Origin of the sequence: Leptobacterium meishanense (assembly GCF_037645805.1) — a bacterium.
GTDB classification, from domain to species: domain Bacteria; phylum Bacteroidota; class Bacteroidia; order Flavobacteriales; family Flavobacteriaceae; genus Leptobacterium_A; species Leptobacterium_A meishanense.
In genome coordinates, this window is sequence record NZ_JBBEXE010000002.1 from 93,642 (window position 1) to 108,085 (window position 14,444).

Consider the following 14,444-nt stretch of genomic DNA (forward strand, 5'->3'; position numbering starts at 1 on the left):
CGTTTTTATTTATACTCCAGTATAATTGCTTGGGGTAATGTTTTTAAGCTCCATCCTTACAGCATCAGAAACTTCCAGTGTATCAATGAAAGCAGCAATAGATTGTTTGGTGATTTTTTCATTCGTCCGGGTAAGCCCTTTTAAAGCCTCGTATGGTTCCGGATAGCCTTCCCTTCGCAAAATTGTCTGGATGGCTTCAGCTACTACGGCCCAATTATTTTCCAGGTCCTTTTGAATTTGGGGTTCGTTTAGTAATAACTTATTTAAACCTTTAAGTGTAGCTTCGAAACCAATTATAGAATGACCGATAGGCACACCAATGTTTCGTAATACCGTACTATCTGTCAAATCACGTTGCAATCGAGAAACAGGGAGTTTCGCTGATAAATGTTCAAAAATAGCATTGGCAATTCCTAAGTTACCTTCCGAGTTTTCAAAATCGATAGGGTTTACTTTATGGGGCATTGCCGAGGAGCCTACTTCACCCTTTTTGATTTTTTGCTTGAAATAATCCATGGAAATATAGGTCCAAAAATCACGATCAAGGTCAATAAGAATTGTATTGATACGTTTCATGGTATCAAAAATGGCTGCTAAATGATCATAATGCTCAATTTGTGTGGTAGGGAAAGAATGATGCAAACCTAATTGTTCTTCTACGAATTGTTTTCCAAACATTCGCCAATATACAGAAGGATAGGCTACTTTATGGGCATTAAAATTTCCGGTAGCCCCGCCGAATTTTGCCGCATATGGAATTTGTTGCAGTAATTTCAATTGCTCTTCAATACGCGTTACAAAAACTTCTAACTCCTTTCCTAACCGGGTGGGCGAAGCAGGTTGGCCATGTGTTCTTGCAAGCATAGGGACAGTTGTCCAATTTACAGCCAGTATTTTTAACTTTTCGATAAGTGTGTCCAACGCAGGAAGGTACACCTGTTGGATACTTTCTTTTAGCGATAATGGAACCGCTGTGTTATTAATGTCTTGTGAGGTAAGTCCAAAGTGGATAAACTCTTTATATTTAGGGATGTTTAAAGCATCAAACTTGTCTTTTATAAAATACTCTACCGCTTTTACATCGTGATTGGTTGTTTTTTCAATTTCTTTAATGACTAGGGCATCTTCTGTAGTGAAATGCAGGTACAAAGCCCTTAAACCTTCAAACAAGTTGGTGTCAAATGTTTCCAGTTGTGGTAAGGGAACTTGGCACAAAGCGATAAAGTATTCTACTTCTACACGGACACGATATTTTATAAGCGCTTCTTCCGAAAAATAAGCAGCAAGTGATTGTGTTTTGTTTCTATAACGCCCATCAATTGGAGAAATGGCATTTAACGTAGTGAGTGACATCGTACCGTGTTTTAAAAACCTCAAAGATACCGTATCTATAATTAAAAAGGAAAGGTGGTAATGGATTATTTAACAAGCTGTTTCAATACTTTTTTTGCAGCGGTTTTGTAAGCAGGTGAATGCTCCGTTATATTTTGTTCGAGTACAATTTGTAGTTCGGGATGGATCCAATCATATTTTTTGCCCAATTCGTATAAAGCATAAATGGAGTAGGCTTTAGCAGCTACTTTTTCGTCATTGATAAGCCAATCGAAACATGCTTCGGTGATTTTTTCTAGGTGTTTTTCTGTCAATCGTTGCTTTAACATAGAAGGAGTTTTACTAAAATAACTTTTGATGAGCATTTGACAGATTTTTGCCATAGGGCGTATGGAAGAGTCCAATTTGAAAGAAACAAGGTTTTTGGTAAACGTGTCGAGACAAGGAATTAGCCAGTCCAACCCCTCATTGCATACAAACTCCAATATCCAGCATGCCCTGCTGGAGATAGGGTCATCAAAATCATAACATTTATCTAATAAAGGAGCAAACAGTGCGCTATTATTAAGAACAGTATTGGCAAGCCTTAGTCTTGTTTCCCGATAAGCTTTTAAAGATTCAAGCTCTTTGTAAAACGCTGCAACGGTCATTCTTTTTTAGTATTTTTAGCGTATTAAATTTAAAGAGATGCAGGTTATTAAAAAAGTATTGATCGGATTATTAATAGTTTTTATCGGGATGCAATTCATCCGTCCGGAAAAAAACATAAGTGATGTGATGCCGGCAACAGATATCATTATAAGTACAAAGCCACCGGCTAATATCCAGTCTATATTAAGAACTTCTTGTTATGATTGCCACTCCAATCATACCAATTATCCTTGGTACAACAATATTGCCCCGGTTTCTTATTGGTTAGCCGATCATGTTAAGGACGGTAAAAAACATTTGAACTTTTCAGAATGGGGAACCTATTCACCCAAAAGAAAAGCACATAAAATGGAAGAATTGATTGAGGAGGTAAAAGTACATGAAATGCCTTTGAGTTCATATCTATGGATGCACCAAGAGTCTAAACTGACCGATGTGCAAATAAAAGCACTTACAGATTGGGCTGCCAACCTTCGTTTTATTTATCAGATAGATGTGCAATAGCTTTTGGGACGCCTTTGGTAGCTACGTCAGGAATAATGTGAAGGTTAGGAAAATCTTGCTCATTTACTGAAGGCTTAGGGTCTACAAAATAAATAGGGATGTCATTTTTGGTATAATGTACTAAACTGGCAGCAGGGTATACCTGCATGGAAGTGCCCACAATAATTAAAACAGAAGCTTTTTCAACTATCTCGGCAGCCACTTCTAGCATGGGCACCGCTTCTCCAAACCATACAATGTGCGGTCGCAATTGATGGTTTTGTTCGCATACATCCCCTAAGCAAATATCTTTCTGCCATTCATAAATTAAGCTTTCATTATAGGAACTTCTGGCTTTCAGTAGTTCCCCGTGTAAGTGTAGCACATGATTGCTCCCTGCACGCTCATGCAGATCATCTACATTTTGTGTAATGACGGTTACGTTGTATTGTTCTTGGAGCTGCGCCAAGGCAGTATGTGCCTTATTAGGAGTAACTTTTAATAACTGTCGCCTTCGTTGATTGTAAAAATCGAGTACCAATTCGGGATTTTTTTGCCAACCTATAGGAGAAGCTACCTCCATAATATCATGTCCTTCCCATAATCCATCGGCATCCCTAAAAGTTTTAAGGCCACTCTCAGCACTGATTCCGGCTCCACTAAGTACTACGACATGTTCCATAAATACGTTTTTGCAAACGCAAGATAACGTCTATCTTTGAATAAATGAAGCTTTTAAATGGACGATAAGAAGCTGTTAACATACCTGGAAGATTTTATTACAGAAGGACGTAAGCAAAAATTTGTAGATGTTCTTTCACAAAGGACACGTCATTTTACAGTAGCTATGGAAGATGTATATCAACTACACAACACGAGTGCTGTTATTAGAAGTTGTGATGTTTTTGGTATTCAGGATGTGCATATTGTAGAAGCCCGGTATGGAAAGCGTTTGGACAAAAACATAGCCATGGGAGCTCAACAATGGGTAGACGTCTATAGATATCCATCAACAGCTGATTGTATTGCTTCTTTAAAAGAAAAGGATTATCAAATTATTGCAACAACTCCCCATACAGATTTCTGCATGTTGGATGATTTTGATGAAACTGAAAGAAGTGCTTTTTTCTTCGGGACAGAAAAGGAAGGATTATCTAAAGAAATTATCAAAACAGCCGATGGGTTTTTAAAAATACCAATGGTCGGATTTACAGAAAGTCTTAACATATCCGTTTGCGTAGCAGTTATCTTGCATACATTGACTGTAAAACTAAGAAAGTCGGACATAGATTGGCAGCTTTCTGAAACAGAACAATTTGAAAAACAATTGGACTGGACAAAAAAATCTATAAAAAGTATTGATCAAATACTTTCTCGATATCTTGATTCTATAAATTAAATCAAAATAATTATATTTGTTTAATATTATTTAAATTATTTTGAACAATATAATCACGAAATTCTCTATAAAAGACTTAGAAAACCTTTCCGGCATAAAAGCACATACGATCCGGATATGGGAAAAACGGTACAATATACTTACTCCAAGCAGAACGGATTCAAATATCAGGTACTATGACGTTAAAAGCTTGCAAAAACTTTTAAACGTGACACTTTTGTATAATGCAGGGGTTAAAATCTCAAAGATTGCAAAATATGATAAGCATGAGTTGCAATCCAAGGTTAGAGAGCACGTGTCAAAAAATGAGAACCCTGATCATTCGGTTGCGTTGCTTAAGATGGCAATGCTCAATTTTGATCAGTCCCTTTTTGAGCAGACCTACAATCAATTAGTAGCAGATACTTCTTTCAGGACTGTTTTTCTGGAGGTGTTCGTTCCAATTTTACACAATATAGGGTTGCAATGGCAGTCAGACGCTATTATTCCTGCTCATGAGCGGTTCATCACGAACCTTATCATGCAAAAACTACATGTGAATATTGAAAGGGCGCAAAAAATAGCTCCTGTGCATACCGACAAAACATATGTGCTATATCTTCCCGTAAATGAAACACATGAACTAGGACTGTTATACATTCATTATGAATTATTGGTAAAAGGATATCGCTCTATCTATTTAGGGCCAAGTGTGCCTATAGACAATTTGAAGACTGTGCAAGATAGCCATAAAAGAATATGTTTTATAAGTTATTTTACTGTTCAGCCCATATTAGAGGATATTTTAGTATATTTAAAAGAAATGAATGAGGAGCTTCTGTTGCCTGCCAATAATGAGCTTTGGATATTGGGAAGAAAAACAGAAAACATTGTTATGCCCCCCGATTGGAAGTATATCACCAAATTTAATGCTATACAGGATTTGCTAAATAAAGTATAAAAAATTGCTTATTCGTTTAAATTACATTTAATTTGTTTAAACAAAATGAAAAAAATAGCAATCATAGGGTCTGGGTTTTCTTCACTCGCTGCTGCATGTTATCTTGCCAAAAAGGGTAATGAAATAACTGTTTATGAGAAAAACAAAACCCTGGGAGGACGTGCTAGAATATTAGAAAAAGAAGGATTTCGGTTTGATATGGGTCCTAGTTGGTATTGGATGCCTGATGTTTTCGAGCGGTTTTTTAACGATTTCGGAAAATCGCCCAAAGACTATTATCACCTAGTTAGATTAAATCCTGCTTATAAAGTTTTTTTTGATGAAGGAGCTCCTATCGAAATCCCTGATTCTATAGAGGCTATTACTGCCCTTTTTGAAAAAGAAGAGAAGGGAAGTGCTAAAAAATTAACTTCTTTTATAAAAGAAGCACATTATAACTACGAAGTAGCTATAAAGGACCTTGTATATAAACCTGGAGTGTCTCCTGTTGAGCTCATTACGCCCAAAACAATTGTGAATGTTGGACAGTTTTTTACTAACATCCGAAGAGAGGTACGAAGGCGTTTTAAAAGTAAACGGCTGATAAAAATATTAGAGTTTCCGGTATTGTTCTTAGGTGCTAAACCACAAGATACCCCTGCTTTTTACAACTTCATGAATTATGCTGATTTAGTGCTGGGAACATGGTATCCTATAGGGGGCATGTACGAAGTGGTAAAAGCCATGCATGCGCTGGGAGAAGAACTAGGTGTAAAGTATGAAGTAGATTCTAATATTGATGAAATACTGGTAGATGGTAATACAGCGGTAGGGATAAAAGTTAATGGAGAGGAAGTATATACTGATGTAGTGTTGAGCGGTGCAGATTATCATCATACAGAAACCTTACTGCCTAAAAATTTACGGGGATATTCAGAAAAATATTGGGACAATAGAACTTTTGCACCTTCAGCGCTATTGTATTATGTAGGGTTTGATAAAAAACTAGAAAATTTACAGCACCATAATTTATTCTTTGATAAGGATTTTGATGTCCACGCCAAAGAAATATATGACACGCCTGAATGGCCATCTGATCCATTGTTTTATACAAGTTTCCCTAGCATGACAGATGCTATGGTTGCTCCGGAAGGAAAAGAGTGCGCATGTTTTCTTATACCACTGGCACCCGATTTAACGGATAGTGAAGAGAAGCGTACCATGTATTTTGATATGGTAATGAATCGATTGGAAAAACACACAAAGCAGTCATTAAAAGAACATATTATTTTTAAAGAGTCCTATTGCGTTACCGATTTTAAGCGGGATTATAACTCATATAAAGGTAATGCATATGGTATGGCAAATACATTAAGGCAAACAGCCTTTCTAAGGCCTAAGATTAAAAGTAAAAAGGTGAAGAATTTATTTTTCACAGGGCAACTTACTGTTCCCGGTCCGGGAGTTCCTCCTGCATTGATATCAGGAAAAATAACCGCAGAGCTGATAATTAAACAAGAAACCAATATTAAAGCATATGGATCCGTTGTATAATAAAATATCACATGCATGTAGCAAAAAAGTAACCGCTACCTATAGCACATCGTTCTCATTAGCAGTTCGTATGCTGGCACCATCAATACGCCAAGCTATTCATAATATATATGGATTTGTCCGTTTTGCAGATGAAATTGTAGACACCTTTCACGAATGGGACAAGAAATATTTACTTGACAAATTTGAAGAGGATTTTTATGAAGCATTGGAAATGGGCATTAGTTTGAACCCGATTCTCAATTCGTTTCAACAAACTGTAAAAGAATACCATATTGACCGTCATTTGGTGGATGCTTTTCTAAAGAGCATGCGAATGGATTTAGTTCAAGGAGATTATGTAAACAGGTCAGATTATGAAACCTATATTTACGGTTCTGCAGATGTAGTAGGCTTGATGTGTTTAAAAGTTTTTGTAAATGGCGATGCTGAAAAATATGAAGCATTAAAAGAGAGTGCTATGCGTTTGGGTTCGGCATTTCAAAAAGTAAACTTTTTGAGGGATCTTAAAAGTGATATTGAAATATTAAACAGAAGCTATTTTCCGAATGTAGACTTGAATAATTTGAGCTTTGAGTCAAAACAGGTAATTATAGCTGAAATTGAAGAAGATTTTAGAGAAGCCTATAAAGGAATCGTAAAGTTGCCAAAAAGCTCTAAATTTGGCGTATATACAGCATTTATATATTATAAGAAATTGCTCCATAAACTAAAAAGAACCCCAACAGAGCATATTATGGATTCACGCATTCGGGTAAGTAACCCTATTAAATTAAGCCTTTTAGTCAAATCTTACTTCAATATAAAGCTCAACCTTGTATGAAATCAGCCCTATATTATACTATCATTGGTGTACTGCTCATGAACAGCTATACTATTAAAAAAGAGGATGTCCGGACACTTTTTCATCAAGGGATGTCTTCGGAAGAAAAACTTGAGGCGATAGTCTCTCTAAATTCAGATTCGGATGATTTTGTTACTATGGGGTATAAAGGGGTAAGTGAGGCTATGTTAGCGAAACATGTTTTTTTCCCTACTGCCAAGTTAAATCATTTTAAGCGGGGAAAATTAAAGATTGAAAAGGCTATTTCAATGGATTCTGGAAATATAGAGCTCCGCTATCTTAGATTATTAGTGCAATTAAATGTGCCTCCTATATTAGGATATCATAAAAATATATCGGAAGACATTCAATTTTTTATGGAACATATAGATGACCGAGAAATAACAATACAATGGAAACATACGTTTATAAATAACCTGATTGCAGGCAAGTATTTGTCTGATGAACAACGTATGGATCTGGAAGCAATAGACAGGCATTTGAAGTAAATTAACTAAATAGTAAATATAAAAACATAAATACCATGTTTATTTTAATTTTTATAGCCACTTTTTTCTTTATGGAATTTGTAGCTTGGTTTACACATAAATATATCATGCATGGGTTTTTGTGGTTATTGCATGAGGATCACCACACTCATACCAACACCTCTTTTTTTGAAAAGAATGATGCATTTTTTCTCATTTTTGCCATTCCTGGGATGGTATGCATTTTATTAGGTACTCTTTTTGGAGTTGCTTATGTGCTGCCTGTAGGAGTTGGCATCACTGTTTATGGATTTTGTTACTTTTTGGTACATGATGTGTTTATACATCAACGGTTTAAATGGCTTCGGAAAACAGATAACTTCTATTTTCGCGCTATTCGAAGGGCACACAAAGTGCACCACAAGCACTTGGGAAAAGAAGACGGGGAATGTTTTGGGATGTTACTCGTTCCAATGCGGTTTTTTGCAAACGAAATGAAGGAACATAAAAAGTAAACTATCGGTTTTTTAGAGAGCAAATACCTGTACTTGGGATTGTTGCTAGCTTCTTTAGCAGGCCCTTTGATTCAAAGCTTTGAACACAGAATATCCTTTTATAAAAAATGGAAACCATTGTTCACTGCCATTGTGTTTATGATGGCCATTTTTATCCCCTGGGATGTATGGTTTACACATGAAGGTGTTTGGTGGTTTAATGACAAGTATATCTCTGGTTATAAATTCTTTTTGTTGCCCATAGAGGAATGGCTATTTTTTATTATTATCCCTTTTTGCTGTGTTTTTGTTTATGAAGTTCTGAACTATACCATAAAAAAAGACTTTTTAAATAAAGCAGCTCGTCCATTTTTTTTATTGCTAAGTAGTTTTTTGATTCTTTTGGCATCTGTTTACCATCAACAGTTATATACATTCGTTACATCTATAGCTACAGCAATTGTACTATTATTTTTCATCTATAAAAACCCTCTATGGAAAGGCAGGTTTTTATTGATGTACCTCATTATATGGTTCCCATTTTTATTAGTGAATGGTGTGCTTACAGGCGGTCATACTTCAGAAGCGGTGGTTAATTATAATCCGGAAGAGTTTATAGGCCTTCGAGTGTTTACCATCCCGATTGAAGATAGTATTTATAATTTATTAATGCTTTTGATGGTAGTATGGGCTTATGAGAGAGTTAAGAAGAAAGCCGAAAAATAAATGAATACTTTTTAAGATCTTTATAAAGATAAATCTCCTATTTTCTCTTCGCTTTTACGTGCCACCAATCATCTCCAATTTGGATACCGAATGTTGCAGTAAGTGCCATAGGGTCTGTCTTATAACTTTCTACAAAGCTTTCCAAGATAACTTTAACCTCTTCTTTTTGAGCAGTTACTTCTGTCGCATAGAAATTGAAAAGTACTATGATGAATAGTCCTAAGATGTTGTTTTTGTATTTGTTGGATTTAAAAAAGAAGCTTTTCATGATTTGATGAATTAAATTTTTTCAAAAATCGGATGAAAAGAAATAAGGAATGCAATATGATAACTATTTAGGGATAAGAACCTTCGTATTAGGGATGAATTTTTTTAAAGTAATTTTCAATAGAATTGGAAGCTTTGGACAATTGCAATACCAGTATCAATATTTTTATCGTAGCAATCGATGGTAATCTCATAAGCAATCTTTTTAGAGATGTCCATAATAACTAAAACAATAATAGGATAGTTACTGCCATCTATATCAATGTCTTCACCTATAATATAAAACCCATTTGCTATACTAGGGATAAAACCACCTTCCTGTATATTATTAATTCCCATGAGGGCGGCAACTTCATAAGCAGCGTACCTAATATCAGCTATAAACTCTTCAGACGATTCATGAAAAGGGATCGCCTCAATATCCACTGAGTAAAAATCATTTTCATAACCATATACATTTTCTTCCCCGGTATCGTAGGCCATTATTGTTTTCGGAGTTCTAAATTGTAGATTATTTTCAGAGAGCTTAATGAGTTCTTGTGAATAGATTGAAGCATATGAGATTACCGAAAGGACAAAAAATAAATATTTCATTAGTTTGTATTCCAATTATAAATCTGTTTATAGAGTATAATAAACTTGCATAAATAATAATTATTGCCCTTCATTAGAGTCAATGACCATCAAACTCTCAGAATCTTTTTTCATCATCAAATAGTTTTTTTCATACTGTAAAACCCATTTGCCGGCAATATGTTGGAAATATAAATAAAAAGAAGGTTCTGGTTCTGTATCGTATGCATTTGTATGTTCATCTTGATGATAAATTTTCTCTAGGTTTATTGCAACCTGTACACCTTCAACTTTAATATTGAGAATACGGGAGACCTCAATTCCATGATCAGAACGGTAAAAAATAGGATAGTCATATGAATCCAATTCATATATTTCAAAGTTGTTTTTATGAGGGATAAAATAGCACTCATAAAAATTCAATCCTAAATCAACAACGAATTTTCCATCACTTTTTTTCCGTACGGGTTGAAATTCATTTTCAAGATTGTTCATGTTTTGTGTAAGAACATCCATATCGTTCAAAAGCATTTCTATTTTTTCTTGTTCATAATCAGTACTGATAGGCATATAATATTTTTGACTCAAGAACTCATGAACACTCAGGTTTGAATCCTCATTGATTTTCACGCCATTTATCTCATTAAACTCAGTAGTCAAAGCTTCGTTATGTGTAACCTTGTTCTGTGCTACCGAAAACACATCAAATTGAACTTTTTTAAAAGGGCGCATGCCATCAGCAGCCTCTGTCATACCGTTTATTTCAGTGGCTACCAAAAGTTCTTTGATACCATCAAAATTTATATCTTTCTCAATTAACTCATATATATACACGTTAGCAAATGAAGATTGCCCATAAGTATTGATCCATGAATTGGCAGCGGTTGGGATTTCGCTTAGATCATAAGTGCCACTGTCATTTCTGATGAGCGTATAATAGCTGGTTTTTTCAATGTTTTTAATAACAAAAAACAATTCGTATGCATCCTCACCTAGTGATGCAAGGTTTACAAAACCTAATAGTTCCTCAGGGTGTTCCCCAAATTGATTGAGCCATATTGTGTAAATCCATTCATCTGGAGTTAGTGAAGGGTCAAAAATAATGTCTGTATGGTCACTGCTGACAACTTCTTTAGAAATCGAAGGATTATTTTCTGTTGTAGTTGTTTTGTTTTTACAATTTATAGATAAGAAAATAAGAAAAAAGAGAAATAGATATTTCATGAACTTTAGCAAAGGATTTTTTGATGTGGAAAGATACTGAATTTAAAAAATTAATAGGAAGGGATAACTTTTTAAAATGAAAAAACGCTCGAGTAATCTCGGCGTTTTTCTGATTAAATTATTTATTTTGTGACCTCGGCAGGATTCATTTTACATATTTATTGTACTGATAATCAATACTTTTAATTCTCTTTTGGGAAGTTTTTGGGAAGTTGTCGCATTTTAATAGTTTATATATATCAGCAGACAGCCCTTTATTTTTGGTGTCAGTTAGCTTAAAAGTTAATTTAATACTACCAATCTTCATCATCTGAATTTTTGTTTACATAATTGTTTAGAGAAACAAATGTATTCTCAATTTCAGTTTTTACTTCCCCTAATATATTTTTGCTAACCTCTACTGTTTCATCATAGGATTTTCTTAATTGTTTTTCATTTTGAAGTATTTTGTAGGTTGCTTTTTTGATAAACTCGTCTGTTTGTTCCTCCGCTTGTTTCAAGAGACGTTCTTTGTATTCTTCATACGACATGGAGGGATTATAGTTATTTATTGGGGTTTTAACTATCTGTCCATTAACATTGTTAACAATAATAAAATTATCCATTTGTAATTTATATCTACCATCTTTAAAAGAAACAGACATCACAAAATCAACATTTGAGGTTATGGGGTAGCCGTTGCTTATGTAATTAATGTCAAACAGTCCTTTTACTAAAATTTTATCTTTGGTATCTAATTTTATTACGGAGTTGGAATCTTTAAAGTTAATTGCTACCCACTCTTTACATTTTTGGTATATAGCTTTTTTAGAAGTATCTGCTACTGTGTAAACCTTTATAAACTTTACGTTTCCATTTAATGAATCAATTTTGAATTGGGCAAAACTAAAACTTGATATCAGTAAAAATGCAAATCCAAATAACTTATGCATGTTTCTCATAATTTATTCTATCTTAAGAGCGCCTACAACAATGGCTATTTTATAAATTGAATCTTTATTGATAATAAAAGGAGGATAGTTTTCTTTATTATCCGAACGGCACTCCACAACATCATCACGATCTTTAACAGGAAACAACCGTTTTACCATTACTCCCTGGTCTGTATCTAAAACATAAACCCTTCCCCATTGAAAAAAACTCCGGTCGTTTATTGTTTTGCATCCAATCAGGTTTCCGCTATCATAAGTTGGAGACATACTATTTCCCCCCACCCTAATGATATATTCAACTCCCTTTCTGTGAAACTCGGGAATAATATAATTGTCAATAATGTCTTCCTGTTGAATCTGAATTTCACCATTACCCAGGCCGGCAACAGCATCAATAGGAATTAACGGAATAGGGTTTATGTATGAATTTAAATATGTTTCAGATGGCTCATTTAAAGTTTGCTGCTCCATATCCCCTACTCCGGTTAACAACCAATGCAAGTTTATGTTAGGATAAAGCGAAACTATTTTCTCTATCAACTCGGAATTAACACCAGTTTCTAACTTTTTTCCTCTAAAATTAGCCGAGGTGGCACCAATTTTTCTAAAAAAGACTTCTTTTGTAAGCCCAGTGTTTTCAGCTATTTTTCTTATCCTTTCTTTTATGTTAGAAACTTTTTTCACCATTAATTTGCAAAATCGAAACTTTTTTCTCTATCTTAGCATCATTAAATCGTCACCAAGATAGCACCATTTATTAAATAAACAAATAGGGTCTTTCTATGATTACTATAAAGCAAAAAAAACAGATTAAGAAGATATTGGGCGGCCACTATGTTGCTGCAATTAAGGAGGAGTTGAAATTAGCCAATATTCTTAATAAAAATGGTGAAGAGCATTCTTCTACAATGATAATCAATGTAATGAATGGAAAGCATCATGACATTATTGAAGAAGCAATATTTAGTGCTGTTGAGAGAAAATTAAAAAATTTGGAACTCAGAGAGGAAATACTAACAAAAAAATCCGTAGCGGCAACTACGGACTCTTAAATATTATTAATCACTAAAATTTTAAGCGATGATTAACACGAGCAAAATTACAACTTTTAACAAGCACCCCCAAATTGCAGGGGTAATGCCTAACGATTCTAATATAGAGTTTGTGGGCGTAAGAAAAACAAAGCATGTGCTTTGGCTTCAAAACGGGAGCAACCACTACTTTACAGATTTGCCTGCCAGGTATTATGAACTTTTAAAAGAAGCTTACCTAAAAGATCATAAAGCGGTTGAGTTTCTTTCCGGAGTTACAGACGACCAGCACAGGCAAGTGGAGCTATACACCTATTATATGTATGGAGAGCTGGATGCTACTCCGGATATTATGAATGACAAGCTTTCGCCTTCTGAAAACTTTCGTGACAAAAGGGATTGCCCAAGCCTTTTGTGGAATTCAAAGAACATTCGCATAGGCAATTATAGCCTAACTCCCCGGCAGTTGGTTATCATAGACCTTATAGGCGATTTGCCCGACAAGGCTATTGCAGCGGCTTTGGGAGTATCTCATAAAACCCTGGATTTTCATAAAGCAAATTTGTTTAGAGCCGTAGGGGTGCATACTAAAACGGGGCTTTTGAGGTTGGCTATTCGACACAAAATTATAAGCTAATGGATACTGATAGAACATTTATAAAGATAACCAACAGGTTAACTCCTTTCTTTTTTAATTAGTGTAAGCACAAATGCTTCGAGATTTCTTGGCCCGTTCTGATTAAAGTGGGGCGGGCTTTTAAAATATAATATGAATAAAAACATACAAGAGATGGCCATACGAATACAACCAACAGAAACAAGCGCCTATACGGTGAATGGCAAAGAAGTTTATCAGGACATGGAAGGTAGCTGGGTGGCAAGGGAAGAACTTACAACTGCTGAGCTAAGGGCATGGAGCAACTATAAAAAGATTGCTGTTGACGGGAACAGGCCTCGGCTTATAATGACCTTTAAAGGCTAATGGGCTATACCATTTTTCATAGAAGTGGAATGCTCGGGGTTAAGTGTGATTCATACGAAAGTTTAAGGGTTTATGAGGCTTTTTTGAGAGGAATGAAAATGGACTATACAATTATATATCCGGATGAAACCCGGATGCAGGTAAGTTTTAAGGAGAACAAAATGACACAGATAACAGAATTAGACGAGAAGATAGACGAGTTAAAGAAACAGCTTCTGTATCTGGCTGATAATAAACACATTTCAGAAAAAGAACGTAATGAATTGAGAACCTATTATGAAAACAAGCTTACAGATTACACTGATTCAAAAACAGCGCTTATTAAAAATATCGCTGTTGATGCAGAAGTTCTCCACCCCGGAGGAGAACAAGATAGAGAGAAAGTTGAAATTAGAGGAACTTTCTTTAGGAAATGAACTGTTGCCGGCAGACACAATAAAAGACTATTACAATATTAACATCATTAAGCAAAAACATGAAGCCCTTTTTTGAATATATAGACAACCATGAAACAATATCACTAATAATAGCATATTTAGTTGTGTTAGTGATACATCTCCTAATCT

20 protein-coding genes are annotated in these 14,444 nt (G+C 34.9%); 12 read left to right on the top strand and 8 right to left on the bottom strand.

The annotated features are described in order from the left end of the window. Positions 1-9 precede the first annotated feature (9 nt). Both purB and WBG21_RS02470 read right to left on the bottom strand, forming a co-directional pair. Positions 10-1,353, bottom strand: a complete 1,344-nt coding sequence (gene purB / locus WBG21_RS02465; RefSeq protein WP_340074459.1) for an adenylosuccinate lyase — start codon at positions 1,351-1,353, stop codon at positions 10-12. A 65-nt stretch (positions 1,354-1,418) separates the two neighbouring features. Then, positions 1,419-1,982: an adenylosuccinate lyase gene (locus WBG21_RS02470; protein WP_340074460.1), complete on the bottom strand. Its 564-nt coding sequence runs from the start codon at positions 1,980-1,982 to the stop codon at positions 1,419-1,421. Between the two features lie 37 nt (positions 1,983-2,019). Between WBG21_RS02470 and WBG21_RS02475 the strand changes: the two genes are divergently transcribed. Continuing rightward, positions 2,020-2,487: a heme-binding domain-containing protein gene (locus WBG21_RS02475; RefSeq protein WP_340074462.1), complete on the top strand. Its 468-nt coding sequence runs from the start codon at positions 2,020-2,022 to the stop codon at positions 2,485-2,487. Here WBG21_RS02475 and WBG21_RS02480 read toward each other — a convergent pair. After that, positions 2,462-3,148, bottom strand: a complete 687-nt coding sequence (locus WBG21_RS02480; RefSeq protein ID WP_340074464.1) for an SIR2 family NAD-dependent protein deacylase — start codon at positions 3,146-3,148, stop codon at positions 2,462-2,464. The genes WBG21_RS02475 and WBG21_RS02480 overlap by 26 nt on opposite strands. Before the next feature lie 57 nt (positions 3,149-3,205). Here WBG21_RS02480 and WBG21_RS02485 point away from each other — a divergent pair, with 57 nt between their 5' ends. From WBG21_RS02485 to WBG21_RS02515, 7 genes are read left to right on the top strand one after another with little or no spacing between them, the layout of a single operon-like run. Beyond that, positions 3,206-3,865, top strand: a complete 660-nt coding sequence (locus WBG21_RS02485; protein ID WP_340074466.1) for a TrmH family RNA methyltransferase — start codon at positions 3,206-3,208, stop codon at positions 3,863-3,865. A 40-nt stretch (positions 3,866-3,905) separates the two neighbouring features. Further along, positions 3,906-4,805, top strand: a complete 900-nt coding sequence (locus tag WBG21_RS02490) for a MerR family transcriptional regulator (RefSeq protein WP_340074468.1) — start codon at positions 3,906-3,908, stop codon at positions 4,803-4,805. A 45-nt stretch (positions 4,806-4,850) separates the two neighbouring features. Next, positions 4,851-6,338: a phytoene desaturase family protein gene (locus WBG21_RS02495; protein WP_340074470.1), complete on the top strand. Its 1,488-nt coding sequence runs from the start codon at positions 4,851-4,853 to the stop codon at positions 6,336-6,338. Further along, positions 6,322-7,161 carry a phytoene/squalene synthase family protein gene (locus tag WBG21_RS02500; RefSeq protein ID WP_340074472.1) on the top strand — a complete coding sequence of 280 codons (840 nt, stop codon included), beginning with the start codon at positions 6,322-6,324 and terminating at the stop codon, positions 7,159-7,161. Before WBG21_RS02495 ends, WBG21_RS02500 begins: the two co-directional genes overlap by 17 nt. Beyond that, positions 7,158-7,670, top strand: a complete 513-nt coding sequence (locus tag WBG21_RS02505; protein ID WP_340074474.1) for a hypothetical protein — start codon at positions 7,158-7,160, stop codon at positions 7,668-7,670. The genes WBG21_RS02500 and WBG21_RS02505 overlap by 4 nt, the downstream gene beginning before the upstream one ends. A gap of 35 nt (positions 7,671-7,705) precedes the next feature. Beyond that, complete coding sequence (locus WBG21_RS02510; RefSeq protein ID WP_340074476.1) at positions 7,706-8,164, top strand: sterol desaturase family protein; 459 nt, start codon at positions 7,706-7,708, stop codon at positions 8,162-8,164. Between the two features lie 33 nt (positions 8,165-8,197). Further along, a complete protein-coding gene (locus tag WBG21_RS02515; RefSeq protein WP_340074478.1) occupies positions 8,198-8,869 on the top strand; it encodes a lycopene cyclase domain-containing protein in 672 nt (223 codons plus the stop codon). Between the two features lie 37 nt (positions 8,870-8,906). Here the strand turns inward: WBG21_RS02515 and WBG21_RS02520 are convergent, their stop codons facing one another. From WBG21_RS02520 to WBG21_RS02540, 5 genes are all read right to left on the bottom strand, one after another. Continuing rightward, a complete protein-coding gene (locus WBG21_RS02520) occupies positions 8,907-9,137 on the bottom strand; it encodes a hypothetical protein (protein ID WP_340074480.1) in 231 nt (76 codons plus the stop codon). Positions 9,138-9,253: 116 nt separating this feature from the next. Continuing rightward, positions 9,254-9,730, bottom strand: a complete 477-nt coding sequence (locus tag WBG21_RS02525) for a hypothetical protein (protein WP_340074482.1) — start codon at positions 9,728-9,730, stop codon at positions 9,254-9,256. 60 nt (positions 9,731-9,790) lie between these two features. After that, positions 9,791-10,933: a hypothetical protein gene (locus WBG21_RS02530; RefSeq protein ID WP_340074484.1), complete on the bottom strand. Its 1,143-nt coding sequence runs from the start codon at positions 10,931-10,933 to the stop codon at positions 9,791-9,793. Between the two features lie 293 nt (positions 10,934-11,226). Continuing rightward, a complete protein-coding gene (locus tag WBG21_RS02535) occupies positions 11,227-11,865 on the bottom strand; it encodes a DUF4468 domain-containing protein (RefSeq protein WP_340074486.1) in 639 nt (212 codons plus the stop codon). Positions 11,866-11,877: 12 nt separating this feature from the next. Next, positions 11,878-12,552 carry a S24 family peptidase gene (locus tag WBG21_RS02540; RefSeq protein ID WP_340074488.1) on the bottom strand — a complete coding sequence of 225 codons (675 nt, stop codon included), beginning with the start codon at positions 12,550-12,552 and terminating at the stop codon, positions 11,878-11,880. Positions 12,553-12,647: 95 nt separating this feature from the next. On the opposite strand from WBG21_RS02540, the gene WBG21_RS02545 reads away from it, so the two are divergent. The 4 genes from WBG21_RS02545 (at position 12,648) to WBG21_RS02560 (ending at position 14,294) form a co-directional block, all read left to right on the top strand. Next, on the top strand, positions 12,648-12,917 hold the full coding sequence (locus WBG21_RS02545) for a hypothetical protein (protein WP_340074490.1): 270 nt from the start codon (positions 12,648-12,650) through the stop codon (positions 12,915-12,917). Between the two features lie 28 nt (positions 12,918-12,945). Beyond that, entirely contained in the window at positions 12,946-13,533 is a 588-nt protein-coding gene (locus WBG21_RS02550; protein WP_340074492.1) for a response regulator transcription factor, read from the top strand. Between the two features lie 132 nt (positions 13,534-13,665). Further along, entirely contained in the window at positions 13,666-13,878 is a 213-nt protein-coding gene (locus WBG21_RS02555) for a hypothetical protein (protein ID WP_340074494.1), read from the top strand. After that, entirely contained in the window at positions 13,878-14,294 is a 417-nt protein-coding gene (locus tag WBG21_RS02560; RefSeq protein WP_340074496.1) for a hypothetical protein, read from the top strand. Before WBG21_RS02555 ends, WBG21_RS02560 begins: the two co-directional genes overlap by 1 nt. Positions 14,295-14,444 lie beyond the last annotated feature (150 nt).